At 47.3% G+C, this 21696-nt stretch carries 17 protein-coding genes; 6 read left to right on the forward strand and 11 right to left on the reverse strand.

The features are described from left to right. Positions 1-373 precede the first annotated feature (373 nt). The 4 genes from FHS17_RS27565 to FHS17_RS27580 form a co-directional block, all read right to left on the reverse strand. Positions 374-1714, reverse strand: coding sequence for a sugar porter family MFS transporter (locus FHS17_RS27565; protein WP_208420605.1), 1341 nt, complete (start codon positions 1712-1714; stop codon positions 374-376). A 290-nt stretch (positions 1715-2004) separates the two neighbouring features. Then, a complete protein-coding gene (locus FHS17_RS27570; RefSeq protein WP_167282222.1) occupies positions 2005-3363 on the reverse strand; it encodes an AraC family transcriptional regulator in 1359 nt (452 codons plus the stop codon). Further along, the gene (locus tag FHS17_RS27575; protein WP_167282224.1) at positions 3364-4824 is read right to left on the reverse strand and encodes a sensor histidine kinase; all 1461 of its coding nucleotides are present in this window, start codon (positions 4822-4824) and stop codon (positions 3364-3366) included. Beyond that, a complete protein-coding gene (locus FHS17_RS27580) occupies positions 4821-5801 on the reverse strand; it encodes a substrate-binding domain-containing protein (RefSeq protein WP_167282226.1) in 981 nt (326 codons plus the stop codon). Before FHS17_RS27580 ends, FHS17_RS27575 begins: the two co-directional genes overlap by 4 nt. Positions 5802-5915: 114 nt before the next feature. On the opposite strand from FHS17_RS27580, the gene FHS17_RS27585 reads away from it, so the two are divergent. After that, positions 5916-7793, forward strand: coding sequence for a PAS domain-containing sensor histidine kinase (locus FHS17_RS27585; protein WP_243865576.1), 1878 nt, complete (start codon positions 5916-5918; stop codon positions 7791-7793). A 36-nt stretch (positions 7794-7829) separates the two neighbouring features. On the opposite strand, the gene FHS17_RS27590 is transcribed toward FHS17_RS27585, so the two are convergent. Next, positions 7830-8843, reverse strand: a complete 1014-nt coding sequence (locus FHS17_RS27590; RefSeq protein ID WP_167282230.1) for a LacI family DNA-binding transcriptional regulator — start codon at positions 8841-8843, stop codon at positions 7830-7832. Between the two features lie 135 nt (positions 8844-8978). On the opposite strand from FHS17_RS27590, the gene FHS17_RS27595 reads away from it, so the two are divergent. The 4 genes from FHS17_RS27595 to FHS17_RS27610 are packed head-to-tail and all read left to right on the forward strand — an operon-like array spanning position 8979 to position 13440. Then, the gene (locus tag FHS17_RS27595; RefSeq protein ID WP_167282232.1) at positions 8979-10769 is read left to right on the forward strand and encodes an L-fucose isomerase; all 1791 of its coding nucleotides are present in this window, start codon (positions 8979-8981) and stop codon (positions 10767-10769) included. Positions 10770-10800: 31 nt separating this feature from the next. Then, positions 10801-11460 carry a class II aldolase/adducin family protein gene (locus FHS17_RS27600; protein ID WP_167282234.1) on the forward strand — a complete coding sequence of 220 codons (660 nt, stop codon included), beginning with the start codon at positions 10801-10803 and terminating at the stop codon, positions 11458-11460. 40 nt (positions 11461-11500) lie between these two features. Then, entirely contained in the window at positions 11501-12985 is a 1485-nt protein-coding gene (locus tag FHS17_RS27605; protein ID WP_167282236.1) for a rhamnulokinase, read from the forward strand. Between the two features lie 26 nt (positions 12986-13011). After that, a complete protein-coding gene (locus tag FHS17_RS27610; RefSeq protein WP_167282238.1) occupies positions 13012-13440 on the forward strand; it encodes an RbsD/FucU family protein in 429 nt (142 codons plus the stop codon). A gap of 171 nt (positions 13441-13611) precedes the next feature. On the opposite strand, the gene FHS17_RS27615 is transcribed toward FHS17_RS27610, so the two are convergent. Together FHS17_RS27615 and FHS17_RS27620 are read right to left on the reverse strand one after the other, a co-directional pair. Further along, positions 13612-15240: a glycosyl hydrolase gene (locus FHS17_RS27615; RefSeq protein ID WP_167282240.1), complete on the reverse strand. Its 1629-nt coding sequence runs from the start codon at positions 15238-15240 to the stop codon at positions 13612-13614. 15 nt (positions 15241-15255) lie between these two features. Continuing rightward, positions 15256-16272 carry an N-acetylglucosamine kinase gene (locus tag FHS17_RS27620; RefSeq protein WP_243865571.1) on the reverse strand — a complete coding sequence of 339 codons (1017 nt, stop codon included), beginning with the start codon at positions 16270-16272 and terminating at the stop codon, positions 15256-15258. A gap of 70 nt (positions 16273-16342) precedes the next feature. Between FHS17_RS27620 and FHS17_RS27625 the strand changes: the two genes are divergently transcribed. Further along, positions 16343-17791 (forward strand): TolB family protein, encoded by a 1449-nt coding sequence (locus tag FHS17_RS27625; protein WP_167282242.1) that lies wholly within the window; start codon positions 16343-16345, stop codon positions 17789-17791. Between the two features lie 76 nt (positions 17792-17867). Here the strand turns inward: FHS17_RS27625 and FHS17_RS27630 are convergent, their stop codons facing one another. The 4 genes from FHS17_RS27630 to FHS17_RS27645 form a co-directional block, all read right to left on the reverse strand. Beyond that, positions 17868-18161: a CD3324 family protein gene (locus FHS17_RS27630; protein WP_167282244.1), complete on the reverse strand. Its 294-nt coding sequence runs from the start codon at positions 18159-18161 to the stop codon at positions 17868-17870. A 292-nt stretch (positions 18162-18453) separates the two neighbouring features. Next, a complete protein-coding gene (locus FHS17_RS27635) occupies positions 18454-18846 on the reverse strand; it encodes an acyl-CoA thioesterase (RefSeq protein WP_167282246.1) in 393 nt (130 codons plus the stop codon). Between the two features lie 51 nt (positions 18847-18897). Then, positions 18898-20124, reverse strand: coding sequence for an aspartate aminotransferase family protein (locus tag FHS17_RS27640; protein WP_167282248.1), 1227 nt, complete (start codon positions 20122-20124; stop codon positions 18898-18900). A gap of 156 nt (positions 20125-20280) precedes the next feature. Then, the gene (locus FHS17_RS27645; RefSeq protein WP_167282250.1) at positions 20281-21642 is read right to left on the reverse strand and encodes a TrkH family potassium uptake protein; all 1362 of its coding nucleotides are present in this window, start codon (positions 21640-21642) and stop codon (positions 20281-20283) included. Between the last annotated feature and the right edge of the window lie 54 nt (positions 21643-21696).

The raw sequence follows: 21696 nt of genomic DNA on the forward strand, positions 1-21696 counted from the left end.
AAGGTGTAATAGCGATATCACGATTCGTTAGACAATGAAATCAGTCAGGATCGGCATAATAAGCGTATGGTGATTCGTTAGATTACAGATCATGAGAAGTAAACCGGCCTAATTGCTAATTGACGAAGATTTGCGGTAGAGAGCTGCTCTCCCATGTTTTGTATAAAATAAAAGCAGGGCGGAAATCATCCGCCCTGCTTTTTAACTTATATATTTAAAAAGGTAATCGTGTTGAGGAAAGGGGTATCTCTTGAGGAGCGAAGCGCTCGCCTTTGCCTACACATTGCAACCTTTGAATATTGTTCAAGCAATGTGCAGGCAACAGCGACCGAAGGAGATACCCCGTCCGAACCGGATGCCCCTTTTATTTCTTTTACTTCCCGTTCCAGGACGCTTCGATTTCCTCAAGAGACTTACCTTTGGTCTCCGGAACAACACGCATCGTAAACAAGAACGTAACGAGCGACATCGCGCCAAAGATCCAGAACGTGATTGCAGGACCTGCGGAATCCAGCATTGGTGGGAACGATTGCGATACGACATAGTCGGCAATCCACAGCGCCATGGACGCGATTGCTGTTGCCTTACCGCGGACACGGTTAGGGAAGATCTCACTCAATACAACCCATACAACTGGTCCAAGTGATACAGCAAACGCCGCAACATAGATCAGAATGAAGATCAGAACAAGCGAGCCTGTTGTATGACCAGTATGGAACGCAATACCGATAACCGCCAGACAGATGGTCATCACAGACGAACCAACCAGCAGCAATACTTTACGGCCAACTTTATCAATCAACCAAATCGCGAGGATTGTGAACAGGAAGTTAACGAGACCAATAAGAATCGTTTGGACAAGAGACGAATCTGTACCAGAGCCCATCGATTTGAAAATTTCAGGTGCGTAATACATAACCGCATTGATACCTGTAACTTGTTGAAGAACAGCAAGTACAACACCAACGATCAGTGCCAAGCGAACACCCGGGCGGAAAATATCTTTGAACCTGCTGCCTTTTTCTTCTGCGAAGGATGCTTTAATATCAAGCACTTCTTGCTTCGCGTCAGCTTCGCCATGAATTCGAAGCAGGATGTTTAATGCTTGTTCCGATTTCCCTTGTTTGATCAGCCATCTTGGGCTCTCAGGTACAAGGAACAACAGGACGAAGAAGATAACGCCTGGAATAACGCCAACACCAAACATCCAGCGCCATGCATTCGCAATATCCCAAGCATCATCGCCATAGCCGGCAATACCGGAGTTTACGAAGTACACAAGGAAGATACCCGTTACGGTAGCGAATTGGTTTAAGGCAACGAGACGACCACGGTATTTTGCAGGTGCAATCTCAGCATTGTACAGCGGACAAAGGGTAGACGTGATCCCGATACCAAGACCGCCGATCATACGAGCGATAATATACATCGAGAACGTATCCGGAATCGCAGAGCCGATCGAACCGATAACGAATAGGGCAGCTGCGACGATAAGTACTTTTTTACGTCCGAAGCGGTCACTTAGTACGCCAGAGAAGCCAGCGCCAACGATACAACCGATAATAAGTGAGGAAACGGCCCAACCGACTGCGACCTCATTCAAGTCGAAACGGTCTTGCATAAATCCAATTGCCCCCGACACAACTGCGGTATCGAAGCCAAATAATAATCCGCCGAGAGCGGCAATCATCGAAACGAGCGTAACAAACTTCATGCTTTTGCCGCCGGCATTTGCAGAGAGGTTAGTGTTTAGGTTGCTCACTTTATTTATTCCCCTTCCAAGACGATTTGAATAAATGGCTGTTATATTATTTATGAACGAACCTCATTATAACACCGGACCTCCAAGCTTTAGGGGGCATTCGACAGCACTTATTTGTGATGTTTCAGCATCGAAGAGGCGGCATCTCAGCCAAGAAACGAGTAACCTCAAACGAGTAGCATTTTATTAGTTTGCCCAACAAAAAAGTCCATGCACCATTGGCATGAACTCCCTGTATATCCTTATCCTTTTGCTTGACTGCGGTATTCCGTTGGAGTGACTCCAGTCACGCGCTTGAACACTCTGCTGAAATAATTCGGGTCTTTATAACCAACCTCGAAGCATACTTCTTTTAAGGCAAGTTCGTCGGCCGATACAATCAACTGCTTAGCCTTATCAATTCGTAGTCCGGTCAAATAATCAATAAACGTTGCCCCGACCTGCTGCTTGAACACCTTACTGAAATAATGAGGGTTGAGGTGAACATATTCGGCGGTATCCTCAAGTGACAGCTCCTCGGTAAAATGCTGCTCGATATATTGTTTGGCTTTATCGATCACATTAATCGTTTGCTGCTCACGCTGCTCCCGAATCCGCTGAAGGGCAGAGATCACATACGATCGATGATCATCCGAGTTGTCCTCAGGAGCGGGGGCGCGAAGAGACCCATCGTTAACTGGTGAAGAACCCTCCTTCAGAACCTCCTCGAAATCAATGACCTTACCTGAATGTCTATCATCGTCTGAAGCAAATACGGCTTCGAAGTATGATTTGCGCCAGCCATCAGCTCCTGTCTGCATAGATCCGATGCCAACGGTAATGGTCAGCTGGAATTGCCGTTCGGCCAGACCGCTGAGTTTCTCACCAAACTGCTTAATGCTTTGTTTCCAGACAAGGCTCGATTCCTGCGTATGATTTCGGATGAAAACAGCCATATGTAAGTCGATTAACGAACTGACAATACAGGTGATTCCATAAGTCTTCGCATAGCTGCGGAATGTCTCGTACAACTTTTTCTTATCCAGGGTGTAAATCTGCCTAGGAAAGGCGACCACAACCGCACAGCCCTCGTCTAACGGGAAGTCCAGCCAATCGGATAAGTTCTCTTCATCTGCGTTCATCACTTGATCAACCATAAACAAGAGGGATAGTTCATTTTCCACTAACGGAAGCAGCTGCGATACTTTATCCTTTAGCTGAAGCTCCTCGATACGCTTACCTTTTTCGCGTTCCAGTTCTTCAATGAGCTGGGTTAAGGTAGAGGAGATTTGATCCCGTCCTGCAGGTTTTACGATGTACTCCTTCACCCCAAGTGAGACCGCTTCTTTGGCATAGGCAAAAAAATCATAGGCCGTCACCAATATAAATTTGGCATCGGGCAGCATAGATTTCATTTCTCGAATGGCCTGCAGACCTTGGATTCCGGGCATATTAATATCCATCATGACGATATGCGGCCGAAACTCTTCTGCTTGTTCAATCGCTCTTCGGCCATTATCAGCATGGGCGACTTGGAACATGTCTGGCAGCATTCTGTGTATCAGATGCTCGAGCCCTTCTCGTTCAAGCGCTTCATCATCGGCGATCAATAGACGATACATCTAGACATTCTCTCCTTTCTGCTCTAGGTTGTCTGCTGCCGGCAGGAGGAGAATAAAGGATGTTCCTCGTCCTGGTTCGCTTTCTATATAGACAATATCTTGACTGCTATAAAATAACCGCAGCCGCTTAATGACATTTCGTGTGCCAAAACCCATGGAGTTTTTCTTCGCAGGTGCGGGAACGGGCGGCTCATGAAGGGCAAGCAGAGCATCACGCTCTGCGGCGCTCATCCCCATTCCATTATCGGTTATCCTAACTCGAACACCTTCATCTCCTTGTTCCATAACCAGCTTTATCACTCCGCCCGATTCCATCCGTTCAACACCATGAACAAAGGCATTCTCGACAAGCGGCTGAATCGTTAGAGCCGGGATCAGCAGTCCTAGTACAGACTCATCAATTTGCTGCTGAATCTCTACCCGATTGCGGAAGCGGGCTTGTTGTATTGTAAAATATTCCTGTACATGTCGCAGCTCATCCCCTAGAGTAACGGGACGATCAAGCTGGCTCAGATTATAACGAATCAGCTTGGACATGGATACAATTAGATCACTAGTCTGATCTGCTCCTTCAAGCAGCGCCAGCTTGGACAGTACATTAAGGGTATTAAATAAAAAATGCGGATTTATTTGACTTTGCAAAGCCTGAAGCTCAAGCTCTTTGACAAGACGCTCAGATTCCAGACGATCTTTATCTCGGCTGACAGCCACTTTCAGGTCATTGATCATATGGTGGAAGGCTTCAGATAAGATCCCAAGTTCATCGCCTGTTTGCTCAGGAAGGTAATCCGCATCCAGATGCCCCTTGGACAGATGCTGCGCTGTAAGCACGAGACGGTCTACAGGCTCAGTAATACTTCTGGAAATCCATAACGCAAGCACTATGCTGAGCAGAGTATTAATAATAAACACAGCAGGTCCAAGCCAGTCCATTCGTACGATTTCCAATTGAATGCTCCGGTATACCGGCTCATAAGCACTAAGTTCAAGATCAATAAGACGACGTTCTTCCTCCCTAATAAAAGAGCTTGTCTGCTCCGCATCCTCGTAATGAGTCAGTGATTCGGCTAGTGCTTCAGACTTACTGGTATCAGCTTTATACTGTGCTGCCTGCTCTTGCTCCTCAAGCGTTTCTAGCATATGAATATATCCTTGCAGCACACCTGTTATAACTGTTTCGGTTTGCTGACTTGCCAGCCTCGACTGGATTTGAGCAAGAGCAGCCTGCTGCTGCTGAAGTGCCAATTGGCTGCTTTCTTCGGGATTCAACAAATAGGTATACAAAGCCCGGACATTATCATCGGCGGTTTGCGTTGACTGGGTATATAGCAGCATACGGTCCATCATCGTGTTATAACTGTGCTGTACGGTTTTGGTGCTTTCGAATAGGAAGAAAGTAACGCCGTTTGTAAGCAGGACTAGCAGCGGAATAAAGAGCAGCAGCTTTTTGCGCAGTGTCATGGGGCAGTCATCTCCTTACCTGTAATGACGGAAATAGGAGTGTACTGCTCAGGAGTTACGGTATGTCCATGGAAATAATCATTTAAGAGAGACATGGCTTCATAGCCCATTTGAGAAGGCTGCTGTACAATGGAGGACTTGATCTGCTTATTGTGTATAGCGGTGAGCGTATCCTCCAAGTCATCAAAAGCATAAATCTCCACGCCTGCGGGTTTTATCCTGGCGACAGCTTCTGCCATGCCGATTCCATCAAGAGAACTGAAGCCTGCCATATAAGTAATCTCTGGATGCTCCTTCAACATTTGCTCGGCTTGCTGTGCAGCTTGAAGACGTGAAATATTCGATGAGCGCACATCGGCAATTGACAGCCCTGGGTAGGCTTTGATGACCGACTTGAATCCTTCTAGACGGAGCCGCTGATTGGCAGCTTCCTGGCTTCCGATCAAGACGCCAATCACCCCGCTGGGATTGTCCTGACCTCCTGCAAGGAGACGGCCCATCTCTTGACCGGCATAGGTATTATTCGTGCCAACGTACGCAAGTCGCTTACTGCCTGGCTCATCGGTATCTACTGTAATGACGGGAATGCCAAGCGTATTTGCTTTTTCAATTAACAGCTTATCCTGCTCTGAGCCGATGCCTTGGAGGATAATTGCATCCATCTTAGAGGCGATTGCTTTCTCCAATAGCTTCATCTGCTCTACTGCATTAATGCGAAAAGGCCCCATATATTGCAGTTCCATCTCAAACTTCGTAGCTGCTTCCAAAGCACCTTGCTCGACGGATCGCCAGAACGGATTGTCCAGCTCTTGTGAAATAAGGGCAATCTGAAGCTTCGTGTGATCCACTTCGCTTGCCTCAAGCGGGGTTACAAGTCCTCTGATCCTTTCAGTAGACAAGTAGAATTGTACGAGTACATATCCAAATATAATTAGTAATAGAAGAACGCCGATGTTCCATCTTCTCCGGTTTGCCATTGTGCTCAAAGCTCTCCTCAGCTGACTGAATAATAGCCACATTATACATGAATGGTCTATAAACCCAAAATTAATGTAAATTCAACGTACTATTTAGCAGGGGATTACGACGTGATGTGGAATAGTTTGAAAAGCGATCACTTTGACTTCGAAAAGGTGGAAAATATTCGAATGGACAAGCATGGTCATATAATGAAGCATTCCTTTATGGAATCCATATGGAAAAATATCCCGGACGGGATTGTCGTGATAGATTTGGATGAGAACGTTCTAGACGTAAATCCCGGATTCGAGGCGCTCCACGGTTGGTCTAGAGAAGAGCTAATAGGAAAGCCCTGTTGTTTTACACCGGTACATCTTCTGGAAGAAAGAAGAATAATGATCGAGAAGGTGAAACAAGGGGATTCCCTAAGAGAGCAGGAAACGTTTAAGCTGCGCAAGGACGGTACATTGGTCTATATTAGCCTTACCATTACCGCCCTAAAGGATGAAATAGGGCAGCTGATTGGATTGGTTGGCATCGAACGAGATATCTCGGACCGCATTAAGATGGAGGCGTCCTTGTTCGAAGCGGAAAGTTTATATAGTCATTTGGCCGACAGTGCGCTTGCGGGCGTATTCGTCGGGCAGGATGGCCGTATTCTGTATGCGAATCCTTATCTGTCTGCCCTTTATGGGTATACGAATGAAGAGATGCTGCAGGTTGATATGGCTCAGTTGATGATGCCTGGCGAGCTGGAAAAAGTTGTGCGTGATGCAGAGAAAACTTTAATCGAGCAAAAGCAGATCTATTATCATTTTAATATTACTGGGGTGAAGAAGGACGGCTCTCCTGTTCACCTCGAGGGCAACTCCTGCTTGATTTCTTTCCAAGGGAGATCGGCACTGCTTGGCACGGTTCAGGATATTACGGTCAAGAAGCAAAGAGAGCGTTCACTTCGCGATAATGCTAATATGTATCAACGGATTATCAAGTTCCTTCCTGAGCCGATTGTCTTGATCGACAATGGTGAGATTGTCTATGCAAACAAATTAGCAGTGAAGCTGATTGGCGCAGTAGATGATACCGAGATGGTTGGAAGACCCATTCTTGATTATGTAGACCCGGCATACAGCCGCGACCTTATGGATGTCTTGAACAAAGTGATACATACCGATGATCCGACGATTTTTATTGAGAATAAATTGCTATGTAAGGATGGACAGTCCATTGATGTCGAGATGTCGAGCATCCGGATCCATAATTACCGGGGCAAAATGGTCATCTTGACCGTGATTCGGGATTTGACGGACCGCAAACGTTCAGAGGAGATGCTTGTCCGTTCCGAGAAGCTGTCGGTTATTGGACAGCTGGCGGCGGGAGTTGCTCATGAAATTCGTAATCCGTTAACCGCACTCAAAGGCTTTACCCAGCTGCTCAAATCGAAAGCAGAGGGGAACTCGTTCTACTATGACATTATGACCAACGAGCTTGACCGGATTAATTTTATCGTCAATGAATTTATGACCCTTGCGAAGCCGCATTTCTCCAAATTTAGTACACGAAGGCTGGATCATATTCTGCATGCGGTGATTTCGATTCTCGAGACGCAGGCAATACTGATGAATGTATCGATCCGTACGGAGTTCGAGAACTGTATTCCGTCCATCTATTGCGATGAGAACCAGTTAAAGCAGGTCTTTATTAATATTATTAAAAATGCGATTGAAGCGATGCCGTTGGGAGGACAAATTACGATTTCAGTAGCTATGGAACCGGATCAAGAGAAGGTGCGGCTTACGATTCGTGATGAGGGAATGGGGATTCCGGATACGATTATCCGCCAGATTGGTCAACCCTTTATTACGACCAAGGAAAAGGGAACAGGGCTTGGCCTCATGATCAGCTCCCGGATTATTGAAGCTCATCACGGGCTAATGAACATATCGAGTGTTCCTGACGAAGGAACAACGATTGAGATTATTCTGCCTTTAAATATGGAAGAACAATAGATAAAAAAGGCTGAGCGATTACGCTCAGCCTTTTATCTATTGGATAGGAGATACGGACCGGCGGATAATTAATTCCGCGGGCAGGACGATTTTTTTCCAAGGACCGGCTTCCTCTTTGTTCTGAATACGGTCAATTAGCATCTGCATGCCAAGATAACCGAATTGATAGGCTTGCTGCGCAGCAACCGTCATGAACGGATCCACTTCGGAGTAGGGACCAAAATCATCAAAGCAGACGATCGAGATATCGTCTGGAATTCGGAGACTCCGCTTCCGCAGCAGACGGATGACTTCAATTGCCAGCACATTATTGCCGGCGACAACTGCGGTTGGAAGTGGTTGAAGCGAATCCAGCCAAGCCTCCATCTCCGACAGATCATTACGAGGCCCGTAGCTCGTCTCGAATACGATTTTCTCGTCGTAGGTGAGTCCATTCAAGATGAGTGCTTCCTTGTAGCCCTCTAGTCGAAGCCTCGCACTAGATATCGTATCCGAACCATTAACGATTGCAATTCGTTGATGCCCTTGCTGCACAAGGTGGTTGACTAACCCCCTAGCGCCTTCCTTGCTATCTCCAAGCACAATATCACATTCAACGCCAGGTACTTCTCGGTCCAGTAACACAAACGGAATGTTATGCCGCTGTAACGATTCGAGATGGGGCTGAGACGGATCTCCCGCCGGGGCAATCAATACGCCATCCACGCGAGTCGTCAGAATCGTGTTAATATAATCGGCTTCTTTATCGAGGTTTTCATCACTGTTGCCAAACAGCAGGCGATAGCCGTTTTTAGTTGCAGCATCTTCTGCACCACGCGACAGCGTTGTATAGAAGGGGTTCGTAATATCGGTAATAAGCAGGAATAAGCTTCGGGTCTGCTGCAGTACAAGGCTGCGGGCCATCTGGTTAGGAACGTAGTTCAATTCCTCCATCACCTTTTTGACTTTTGCCCTCGTCTTTTCACTTATTCTGCCTGTGTTATTGATAACTCTAGAAACGGTCATTGCGGATACATTGGCCTTCTCTGCAATATCATAGATTGTAACCATACACTACTACTCCTCATCGACAATTCATGCTTTTATCTTACAAGAGAAAACGATTGACAGCAACAGTAGGTCTTGTTAAATTAGAGTTATCGGTAACATTTTATATACACTATTCATTTATTTGGAGGGGTATTTATGACGGACATCGCTTATCGCTTTCAGAATGGTTTTCCTAAGATCGGTATTCGCCCTACGATAGACGGACGACGCAAGGGAGTTCGCGAATCGCTTGAAGTACAAACGATGAACATGGCAAGATCGGTAGCTAATCTGATTTCTGAACATTTGCGCTATCCGAATGGTGAGCCGGTTGAATGTGTCATTGCAGAATCGACGATTGGCGGTGTGGCAGAAGCTGCTGCATGCGCAGATCAATTTGCACGTGAGAATGTTGGGGTATCGATAACTGTAACGCCATGCTGGTGTTATGGTACGGAAACGATGGATATGAATGCTTCCATCCCGAACGCGGTATGGGGCTTTAACGGAACCGAACGCCCAGGCGCTGTTTATCTGGCAGCCGTACTCGCGGGTTATGCCCAGAAAGGGATTCCGGCGTTTGGTATATATGGTGAAGAAGTACAGGAATCAACAGATACTACTATTCCTGATGATGTAAGAGGAAAGCTGTTGTCGTTTGCGAAAGCTGGTCTTGCTGTAGCCTATATGCGAGGCAAATCCTATCTATCAATGGGCTCGGTGTCCATGGGTATTGCGGGCTCAATTGTAAGCGATTCCTTTTTCCAGGAATACCTCGGCATGCGGACGGAATATATCGATATGTCCGAATTCGTCCGCCGCTTCGAAGAGCAGATTTATGATCCTGCCGAATTTGAGAAAGCGATGTCTTGGGTGAAAGAGAACTGCGTGGAAGGACCGGACAATAACCCGGCAGCGATTCAAACCTCCCGCGAGAAGAAGGATCAGGATTGGGAAACTGTTGTGAAAATGACAATCATCGCACGTGACTTGATGATCGGCAACCCTCGTCTTGCGGAGCTTGGCTTTGGCGAAGAAGCAATGGGCCATAACGCGGTTGTGTCCGGCTTCCAAGGGCAGCGGCAATGGACGGATCATTTCCCGAACGGCGATTTCATGGAAGCGATCTTGAACTCATCCTTTGACTGGAACGGAATACGTCCTCCATTTATCGTAGCTACGGAAAATGACAGCCTGAATGGTGTCGTGATGCTGTTTGGTTATCTGCTGACGAATACTCCGCAAATTTTCGCCGATGTGCGGACTTACTGGAGCCCGGCTTCGGTGGAGCGCGTAACAGGGCATAAGCTTGAAGGTCACGCAGCTAATGGCATTTTGCACTTGTTGAACTCGGGCTCAGCAACACTTGATGGCACAGGTGAGCAGCAGCTTGACGGCAAGCCTGCGATGAAGCCGTTCTGGGATATTACTGAGCAGGAAGCAGCGGATTGCCTTGCAGCAACCTCTTGGCGGCCAGCCGGCGTTGAATATTTCCGTGGAGGCGGATTCTCCTCCGACTTCTTGTCCCGCGGAGGTATGCCAATGACAATGTCTCGGATCAACTTCGTTAAGGGAGTTGGACCGGTTCTTCAAATCGCCGAAGGCTATTCAGTTGAATTGCCTAGCGACGTTCATGCTAAGCTCGACAACCGGACGGACCCAACCTGGCCAACGACTTGGTTTGCTCCGATTCTGACGGGCAAAGGTGCTTTTACCACGGTTTATGATGTGATGGATAACTGGGGAGCAAATCATGGCTCGATCAGCTTTGGTCATATTGGCGCCGAGTTGATTACGCTCGCTTCGATGCTGCGTATTCCGGTCAATATGCACAATGTGTCGGAAGAAGCTATTTTCCGTCCACGGGCATGGGGATTGTTCGGAACTAACGACAAAGAGGCTGCTGATTATCGTGCTTGCTCGAACTTTGGACCATTGTACAAATAAAAACTTGGGAATTCTGAAATTCTTTTAGGGGATGAGAGCATTGGAGATTCGGCAGGAGCTTTGCAAATATGCAAGAAAGACTGTAGCTAATAAACTGGTCGTTGGACCCGGCGGCAATATTAGTGCGAAGCATGAAGGGAAGATGTATCTTTCGCCAAGCGGCTTTGCCCTTGATGAGATCGAACCTGAGCAATGGGTAGCTGTTGATATTGAGACGGGGGCGGTGGAGGATAACGGACTTCGTCCTTCCTCTGAGGTGCTGATGCATCTCTATGCTTATCGTGCGAACCCGTCGATTGGCGCTATCGTGCATACGCATCCGCCGTATTGCATCGCTTTTACATTAGTGGAAGAGAATCTTCCGATTATGTTCCCTGACCAAGCGGCACTTGTTGGCAAGACAATCTATATTCCATATGTACTGCCAACAACGGAAAAGCTGGCGGAGGCACTTGCTCCTAAGGTGAATGAGGCAAGCAGCATTCTGCTTGGCAATCATGGGCTTGTTACAACGGGACGTAATTTGCGTGAAGCTTATTACCGGACAGAGGTTGTTGAGGAGAGCGCGAAGATTTTCCTTATTGCAAGCCAAGTGAAAGAGCCTAAGGTGCTGACGAAGGAAGAGTTTGAGGAGATTGCTTCACTCGAAAGTGAAGCTTACCGGATTAAGCTGCTTCAGAAGCAGCAATAACAATGGGACGGCGGCTGCCGCTGCAAGAGGAGTGTAACGTATGGTACAAACAACCGTATTGGCGTTTGATCTAGGAGCGAGCAGCGGCAGAGCGCTGATTGGCAGGCTGATGCAGACGGAAGGCGGAGAGCGTAAGCTTGAAGTAGAGGAGATTCACCGTTTTCCGAATGTCGCGGTTCAGGTTGGACGACATCTGCACTGGGATATACTGAGGCTGCTCCAGGAGATGAAGCATGCACTGCGTAAGGCATTCCAGGCTGGCTATCAGCCCATCACTTTTGGCGTGGACACTTGGGGAGTGGACTTCGGCCTGCTGGATGCCAATGGGGAACTGCTTGGGAACCCCTATCATTATCGGGATCCTCAGACAGAAGGACTGATTGAAGAAGTCTCTGGTAGGTTTGGCAAAGAGGAACTTTTTCGTCAGGGTGGACTGCAGTTTATGCCTTTCAACACCGTCTATCAGCTGTATGCGATGAAGAAGGCAGCTTCGCCTAAGCTGGAGGCTGCAAAGACTTTGCTGCTGACACCGGATTTACTCGTTTATTTATTGACGGGACAACGTGTTTGCGAATTTTCGATGGCGACAACAACACAGCTTCTACATCCAGAAAGTCGGCAATGGAATTCCGATTTGATGAAGCAGCTAGGGATTCCGGGTGAGATGTTCCTTAACCCCATCTATCCGGGTACCCGTATTGGTCCGTTGTCAGAGGAAGTGTGTGAGGAGCTGGGTATACCATCTGTGGAGGCAGTTGCCGTTGCTACGCATGATACGGAATCTGCGGTGGCGGCCATTCCGGCGAAGGCAGAGCCGTTTGCTTACCTCGTATGCGGCACATGGTCGCTGGTGGGAACGGAGCTCGATCAGCCACTGCTGTCTGAAGAAGCGATGGCCCTTGAGTTCTCAAATGAGGGCGGTGTAGGCGGCAAATATCAGCTGCTCAAAAACATTATGGGCTTGTGGATTCTGCAAGAATGTAAGCGCGAATGGGATGAGCAGGGGAACGTCTATTCATTTGCAGAATTAGCTGTGATGGCTGAGCAAGAGGAAGCTTTTCGGAGTTTAATTAATCCAGATGACTTGCGTTTCTTCGGACCGTCCAATATGACGGAGAAGGTAAGAGGATACTGCCGTGAGACAGGCCAGCCTGTTCCAATGACTGAGTCGGCAGTGGCACGTTGTATTATGGACAGCCTTGCCCTCAAGTATCGAAATGCGCTGGAGCAGATCGAAAAGCTGACGGGAGAGCGCTATAGCGGGATGCATATGGTTGGCGGCGGCATTCAGAACCAGCTGCTATGCCGCTTGACAGCTAATGCGATCGGCCGTCCTGTATGGGCAGGACCGGTAGAAGCTAGCGCGATCGGCAATATGCTGGCGCAATTTATGGCACTGGGAGAATGTGCAGATTTGGAAGAAGCAAGACAGCTATCTGCTGCTTCTTTCCCGGTGGAGGTATACGAACCGTCGGAGCTAGAAGTATGGAATGAGACCTATGAACGATTCAAGCAGCTGCTGTAGGCTGCATACATGGGAGGCCCGGAGCAATGCTGAATGGTATTCCGAAAATCATTTCACCTGAGCTGCTGAAAGTGCTGATGGAGATGGGGCATAGCGATGAGCTTGTGCTTGCTGACGGGAACTTCCCAGCGGCAAGCCATGCGCAGCGTCTCGTCCGCTGCGACGGGCATAGTGTGCCGGAGTTGCTCGACGCAATTCTTCAGCTGTTCCCGCTTGATCAATACGTGGAGAAGCCGGCAGCGCTCATGCAGGTGGTACCCGGAGATCCGGCAGAAACGCCGATCTGGGAACAATACAGATCCATTATTGTGCAGCGCAGCGGGCTTGAAGAGCCGTTCGAGGAAGTGGAGCGATTCGCTTTCTACGAGCGTGCGAAGAAAGCCTACGCGATCGTCGCGACAGGAGAAAGCGCGATCTACGCGAACTTGATTCTGAAAAAAGGCGTCATTAAATAGCTATCTGCAGCTAAAGCTGTCCAAATGGACAGCTTTTTTTATGGTGTCGATGATTATGCTCGGACCCAAATAAGTCGCAAAAACCGTACTGCAGCAGTTAAAGGGCAGACGAGAGGGGGGCATAGACATAAAACAGGCAGTGCCGAAATTCGGCACTGCCTGTTTTAATTATTAAGTCGTCTTAAACGTATACGATTTGCGTGATGCGACGCGGTTCTTTGAATCAAACACAACGATCTCGATTTTATGGCTGCCGGCTTTTAATTTATCAGGCTGAATCGAGAAGGTATATGGATACTGCTGGCGTGTCAGAACGACAGCGCCGTCGAGCTTAATGACCACTTTACTGATGTAAGGGTCATAAGTTTTTACCCACACGATTCCGGTAGCTGGTTTGCCGATATTACCTTGGTTCGCAAACTTGGTTACACTCTTCGTGTAACTGCTGGTTCCTGAGACAACCTTGGACAAGTAATAGGAGTCATTTATCATCTTGCTGTAGGAGCTTAGCAATGCTGGGCTCTCCGTCAAGCTGAAGTTGTTAAGGCTTCGTTCAGCACTATAGGAATCTGTCAGTGTGTTCAAGCTGAACCAGTTGATTGATTTTACCCGAGGGTATTTCAGCTTAGCACCGTGGTAGAGCATGTTCATCTTCGTAATTGCAAAATTAACCGTAGACGTATTGCCTGCTTTGCTGAAATGGGTAGCACCGAATTCGCTGACCATAATTGGCTTCCGTGAAGCGTACAGCTTGTATACATAATCGATGGAATCGAGCGGATTCACCTGATCTGCCGGCTCTTTGACGTTGCCATTAAAGTATTTCACACTATAGATACTGAGGCCGACCCAATCAACCCAGTCATCCCCTGGATAGTAGGAGGCGATTTTCTGCTTTGGATTGGCAGCAGGTGACCAGACCATCGCTACGTTCGGAGCTTCTTCTTTCATCACTTTTGATACAAGACGGAATTTCTCAATGTACAGCGAAGGGTTACCGTACCACTTCACCCAGCTGCCGTTCATCTCGGAGGCGAATCGCAGAAAGATTGGAACGCCGGCAGCTTTTGCATCCTTTGCGAATTTGCGTAAGTATACATCATCTTTAACTGCGCTTAGACCGTTATCCGGCTGCAGGGCAAGCTGAATGGCTCCGCCTGCTTTCTTGACAGTCTCTGCCCAATGATAAGGAAAGGCACTGCCGTACTTATGGTAGTTGAAATATACAGCATGCTGCTTGCCTGCAAGCGTATTGAAGGCATTAAACTTGCCATCCTTCTTATCCTCAACACCGCTGTCCTTCTCCACATAAGCACCAATGTACATACCAGACGCTGGCTCAAATTTCGCCAGATTAGAATTCGTTGCAATCGAAGCGCCAGCCTTCTCTAAATAAAGCTCAATGTTGGTATTTAGCGCATCCGCCTTGGCAAGTACCGCATAATACGTATTCAGATCACCAGACTTCCCGCCAAGAGCCTTATGAATTTTGGCTTCCCGGTAATACGTATCGGCAGCTTTCTGGAACTGGTTGTCCTTGGTGTAGCATTCAGCAAGCTTCCGCAAGTAGCCAGCCTGCTCCGATTGGGCGACCGCCAGTTCAAATTCCTTAATGGCCAGCTTGATTTTGCCTTGATTCATGTAGGCAACACCATTCGTATAATGCTTCCAGTGATGGACCGTATCAGCTGCATGAGCGGTTTTGATTGGAGTAAAAGGTTGTGCTGCCAATGTAAGGATTAGTGCAAAAGCGAGAAGATAACGAAGCCCTCGCCAGCCTTGCTTGTGTGTGATTACCATGTTGTGATGCCCTCCTTATCTAGCATGTCTATTACTTTCTAAGTTATCGGTTATCCGTTTGTCAGGATGAATACCAAGCTGATTTAATGCATGTAATACAGCACCACCTACTGGGGCAAAACGAGGCTGTATGATTTCAAAGCTTTTATTTCGGCCACTCCTCAAACGCAGCTCCATCCCTTCTTGGAAATAGGCACTGTTCAGGACACTTCCGATCAGAGCGACATCAACGTTATCACTAGAGAAGGCAGATGCAAGCAGTTCAATGCCGACTTTAATCTGATCCATCGCATGATCGCATACTTTGCAAGCCAGGTGGCTTCCTTCAGAAGCAGCGTCTGTAATGACTGGAGCCAGTTCCCCAAATACTCGATCACGTTCTCGTCTGTCCTCGGCAAATCCTACTTGAGCTATTTTGTAGAAGGAATCAAGAGAATCAACACCCCAGTGCTGCAGGATCACGTTGACCATACCTGAATCCGACTCATCTGTTTGCCCTGCTAATACTTCATACACACAATCATAAGCAATGAATCTTGCGGCGCTGGCGGCGTAATGGTAGAAATCATAATTTCGGATAAAATGACGCTCTTCAGTAATCCCGGCTACAGTTGATCCAGTTCCAGATATGGCAATAATGCCAGGCTTCGTCATATGCGCGCCGTAATGAGCGGCTATTGCATCATTAAAATGCCATTTGGGGCAAGTGAGACCTTCCACATCTGTTAACGATTCAACCCATTCCAGATCAGAGGGAGAGTCATACCCGGCTATACCGGCTGCTAGACCATGTACTTGTCCAAGCTGTCGGTCTGCCAGTTGAACTGCTTGGATAATACCTTCATTCACATGGCGCTTTGCTTCCAAATCTTTATGAATTGAAGCGGGGCCAGCATTCACGTAAGAGAGTACTTGTCCTTCCAGATCGCTGACCAAGATGCGGGTTGATGTCCCGCCCCCGTCGATTCCAATTACAATTCCATCATTGTTGTTCATCGAAGCTGCCTCATCTCTTCCAAGGATTGGCTTCATTATACAGGAGCAACCTTTTTATGGGAATGGCGTCTAAAAGAGGTAAGTTGAATATAGGGGGCTTTGGAGAATGAAGCTTGCCGCTCTGACAATCGCATTAGTAACAGCGCTTACTTTAATTACGGGCTGCAGTATAGAAACGAATAACGAAGAAAAACTGCCGATTTATATGGTGAAAAAAGAAGATGGCTTCTCGTTTAAGCTTTATATCCCGGAAGGAGTAAATGGTCTCGTCGTACAGTCGCTTCCAGCACCTCATGACGGTAATACTGTCGCACATCTTGTCCGCCGAATTACAGATGAACCTGGTGGCAAACGATTTCAGCTTGATGTCGTAATCGTTCAGCCAGACAAACAACGTTACAAAAATTATCCGGTTGCAGACGTCATAGTAAAGGATGATTATTCGGTTGATTCTATTGCCAGAGCCTACGGGTTTAAGTCACAAGATAAGCTTGTTCTTGTCCGGCCGAAGGAGCGGGCCGATCACAAAGAAAGCGTTCAGTACGATGTTATCTCGCTTAATGTCCATACAGGGAAAATAAAGACGATTGCGGCTGATGCCGTGCCGGATGTCTCCCCGTCCTTTTTTGCGAAGGGCTGGATGAATCAGACGGGTCAGCTATATTTGAACAGCTATTCTGATGGTCGCCTGTGGTCCGTAGATACCGGAAATGGTGAGGTCAGATCAATCGAGGGTGAATTTAATCATGAATGGCCGTTGTATCTTCTTACACCTTCTCCGAATGGAGAGCTGTTCTGGCATGAGGAAAAAGACCACCATTTCTCGATGTATGGTCAGGATGGAAAACTGCTGAAAGAGATTCCCCACACGCTTGGCTATCATTCTTATCCGGCTTTCGAATGGAGCCCGGACAGCCGATATTCAGCATTAGCTTTTACATTGAGTGATAACCCGGACAATATATTAGGTGGAGAAGATGCTTATATTATCGCTCCTGAAATGGTTGCGATATATAATCAGAATGGGGATTTTAGATGGGAAGTACAGGCAAAACCCAAAGAAGGATTAACGAATGTGGACTGGAACGGCTGGCTCTCTGAAGATGGAGAAGGGGTTATATCCTGGTATCGACTGGATCATACAGTAGAGGGAGCGGTTCCCCGCAAGACTGATCTTCAATATGCTTTGGCAGATGTGGCAGCTGGCACGCTGAAGGATCTGCATCCCGCAAAACGTGTGGAGGATTTGAAATCACCGGTACCGGTTGTGAATCGTACTGCTCAGCTCCTGCTCATAGACCGAGAAGCGGGATTGTATTGGTCACCTGCAGCTGAACAAGTGAATACATCCATAAATCTCCTGTCCAAACCTGGAAATCCGAAATTGATATGGGCGACTCGCGATTATACTCTTGGAGAGACAATAATCACTCGTTATAATCCAGCGGATCATTCCACTGCAACGACTGTGTTCAAAGAGCTGCTAGGAGAAGAGCTTCAGTTAATTAACGATACAATGGTAGCTGATAACCTTAATTACAGATGGATTCATTAGTCAAAACGGCTAATAGCCTGCCCTCGTTATCCACGATGGCAGGCTATCTTTATGGTAAAGCTGTAAAGGCACTGCATCAGCTTCCGCTGATCACACGTGCTTGTTGTTGTTTGCATATGATTTTGCGTAAGCTGTCCCCGGATAAAAAGTAAACCCGCTCAAGGTCAGCGATTGACCGTCCCTTGCAATATTCCGCATAGATCTCATCATTACGATCATTGATCCGCGCTTTCGTGCCGCTAAGCTGTCCCCAGCCTGCACGCTCATCGCTTTGTTTCGGAATGTAAAGCAATTCGCCATCAATATATTGCTGTATTTGCCTAAGCAGAGTGGGGGGAAGCACATCTTTCCCGTTTTTGTAACGCCCCATCGAGGCCCTCCTTCGATATATGGTTCCATTGGCATTCGTTGGCTTGTTTTGCGTTAAACATGGCTAACCCTCCTCCTTTCATATTTTAGCTTGCATGGATTTGAAATGTAATGGAGGGGGAACCGGCTAAGGCTCCCCCTATATGGGACATTCGCTTTAAGCGAATGCCACCTCCTGGATCTGAATCATTGCATTCAGCCTCCTTTCCCGTCAATTCGTCGGCCCGACATCTATATTAACGCATATAAGGAAGGCATCCTGCAAGGACGAAAACGGTTAAATTTGTATTTTCTCACTCAAACAATAACCGCAATGGGTCCGGAACCGGACAACTCTTACGGGTTACGGTATCCATAGCAACGCTCGTAATCAGTGCATCTGTGCACAACTCATCGGCAGCATTGACGATGTACTGCTCCAGAACAAAGCTGGTCCGGCCGACGGATTTGGGGCGGGTGATGACCGTAAGCTGATCTCCTTGCCGGCATTCCTTGCGGTAGTTAATATTAATATTGACCGTGACCGTCTGCATACCAAGTTTTTTTAAGGTGTCATAGTGGAGGTTGGCTGTTTCATACCATTCCTCGCGGCCCCATTCCAGATATTCTAAATATTTAGCGTTATTCACATGTCCGTTCACATCGATCTCAGTAGGGCGGACGATTAGGGATAGTGTCGTTTCCATAACTCTCTCCTTATCGGATTCGGATATACACTATTATAACGCTGCGAAAAATCAGGAACAAATCGCTTCGTTTTTCAGACCAACCGTTTCTAATGCAATCGCCAATATCGAGATCATTTGCTCCACATCATCAGCTGACACAATAAGTGGGGGCATTAACCGAATCGCAGATTGGTTAGGGGCATTGACGAGAAGCCCTTTCTTAAAGCATTCAGCAGCCAGCATGGGAGCTGAGCCCTCCGGTACATCAAATGCCAAGAGCAGCCCTTTGCCACGAACTTGGCTGATAGGGTATTCCGTAGACAGGGCAGTGAGCTTCTCTTTAATCAAATCGCCTTGCAGAGCAGCATTGTCTGCCAGCCCAAGCCGTATAATCTCGCTTACGACCGCATGACCTGCCGCCATACCCAGTGGTGCAGCACTGTAAGTGCCGCCTTGATCACCTGGCTCGAATAGATCAAATTCAGCAGTTGTCAGCATAGCAGACAGAGGGAAGCCGCTGCCGATCCCTTTTGCTAAGGTCATTACATCCGGCATTATGCCGTAATGCTCATAAGCGAACAGCTTGCCTGTTCTTCCAAGCCCGGTCTGAACTTCATCGAAGATCAACATAATATTGTAAATGTCGCATGCTTTACGCAGTGCCTGCAGATAAGGTCCGTCGACGGCATGAACGCCGCCTTCTCCCTGGACGAGCTCCAGCATAATTGCACAGGTACGGTCACTAATAGCTGCAAAACAGGCATCAAAATCATTTATTGGTACATGGATGAAGCCGGGAACTTTTGGCTCGAATAAAGGTTTAAATGCCTCTTTGCCCGTGGCAGACATCATCGCTAATGATCTTCCGTGGAAGCTGTTGGTCAATGTAATAATTTCGTAGGCGCCATTCAAATGGAGAGCACCATGCTTACGGGCAAGTTTAATGGCGCTTTCGTTTGCTTCAGCACCGCTGCTTGCAAAGAATACTTTGTCAAAGCCCGAAACTTCCGTTAGGAGGTCCGCAAATTCAACCATAGGCTTGTTGTAGAAACCAGGGCTCGCATGAACTAACTGTCCGCTTTGATAAGTCAAAGCCTCCTGCAGGGCAGCAGGGGAATGTCCTAGACTCGTCACCGCCCAGCCCCCGATAAAATCCAAGTAGCACTTATCGTCAGTATCCCATAAATACATACCTTCCCCGCGCGTCATGACTACTTCAGGACGGTTAGCTGTATAAAGCAGCGATTGCTTGGCAGATGCGAGCAAGCTGTCGGTCGTTTTGTTCATGGTTTGCATGTTGTGATCGAACCTCCATATCCAATATGATGTGAATTAATATACAACATAGTGAATAATAATACAACAATCATCCAAGCTTTTTAAGAAAAGAAAATTTTTCTAATATGCAGACATAAAAAACGGCCATCCTGCATAAGCAGCATAGCCGTTCGATTATCCAATAATTATTTTTCCTTCGGGATGTCGGTACAGCTCTTTCGAGTGAGTTGGAACAAGTGTATACGCCAGAGTAAGCGGCCCCATCCGTCCGATGAACATGACGATAATAATTAATATTTTTCCGATATCGGTCAAATGAGGGGTAAGCCCCATCGATAAGCCTGTTGTTCCGAATGCAGAAGTCACCTCGAACATGACGGTTAAGAAATCGGTCTCTTCCGTGGCTGTTAGGATCATCGTGAATAACACGATAGTAGCGACGGAGACGGCAGTAATTGTTAAAGCTTTATGGACCCGGTCCTTCGCTAATCTTCTCTTGAAGAAGACGACATCCTCTTTACCGCGCATCATGGCGATTACAGCTCCGATCAGAATGGCAAAGGTCGTTACTTTAATACCGCCGCCTGCCGATCCAGGAGAAGCACCGATAAACATCAGAATAATAAGCAGAAATTGACTCGCATTACGCATGGCTGCAATATCGAGTGTATTTGCGCCGCCAGAGCGGGGCGAGATGGATTGGAACAGCGAGCTGAACAGCTTGCCAGTAAAGCTGAGCGGCTGCAGCGTATTCGTAAATTCGAATATAAACAGTAGTACAGCCCCGCCCAGGAACAAAATACCGGATGTAGTCAGCACAACTTTGGAGTGAAGCGAGAACTTGCGTATTTTCGGATAATCAACCACTTCGCCAAGCACGATAAAACCGATACCACCAAGAAAAATAAGGATCATAAGCACGGCATTGATGATTGGATCATCGACATGACTGGTAAAACTATTAAAGGGACCATGAATGGGACCCATAATATCAAGGCCAGCATTCGTAAACATCGACACACTATGAAAGACGCCGTAATAGAGCGCCTTATCAACTGGCATGATTGCTGACCACCTTGCTGTGAGAATCAGTGCCCCAACAGCTTCAATGGTAAATGCATAAATAAGGACGCGGCGGATAAAACGGACGATTCCTTCAAGCGAAGTATGGCTCATCGATTCTTGAAGCCAGAGCCGCTCTCTTAGTGAGATCCGCTTGCGGAAAGCTAGGGCAAACAACGTCGCCATCGTCATGAAGCCAAGACCGCCAACCTGCATCAGCATCAAGACGACGATTTCACCAAAGGTGGAGTAATGAGTTCCCGTATCCACAACAACAAGCCCGGTTACACATGCAGCCGATGTTGCTGTGAAGAAAGCGTCAATAAATGGCGTATGTATTTGGTCTGCCGAGGCAGAAGGCAATGACAGCAAGATGGAACCAATCAAGATAATGATAAGAAAGCCTGCTGTTAAGAGCTGAGGCGGGGTTATTTTCGTTAAGTAGGATTTCTTCAAGCGTGTATCACCTTTCATGAAAGCTTCGTCAAATTCTAAGTTCTTAGGTTTATCTGGTATAATTAGTATAAA

Origin of the sequence: Paenibacillus lupini (assembly GCF_011761355.1) — a bacterium.
Taxonomy (GTDB): Bacteria; Bacillota; Bacilli; order Paenibacillales; family Paenibacillaceae; genus Pristimantibacillus; species Pristimantibacillus lupini.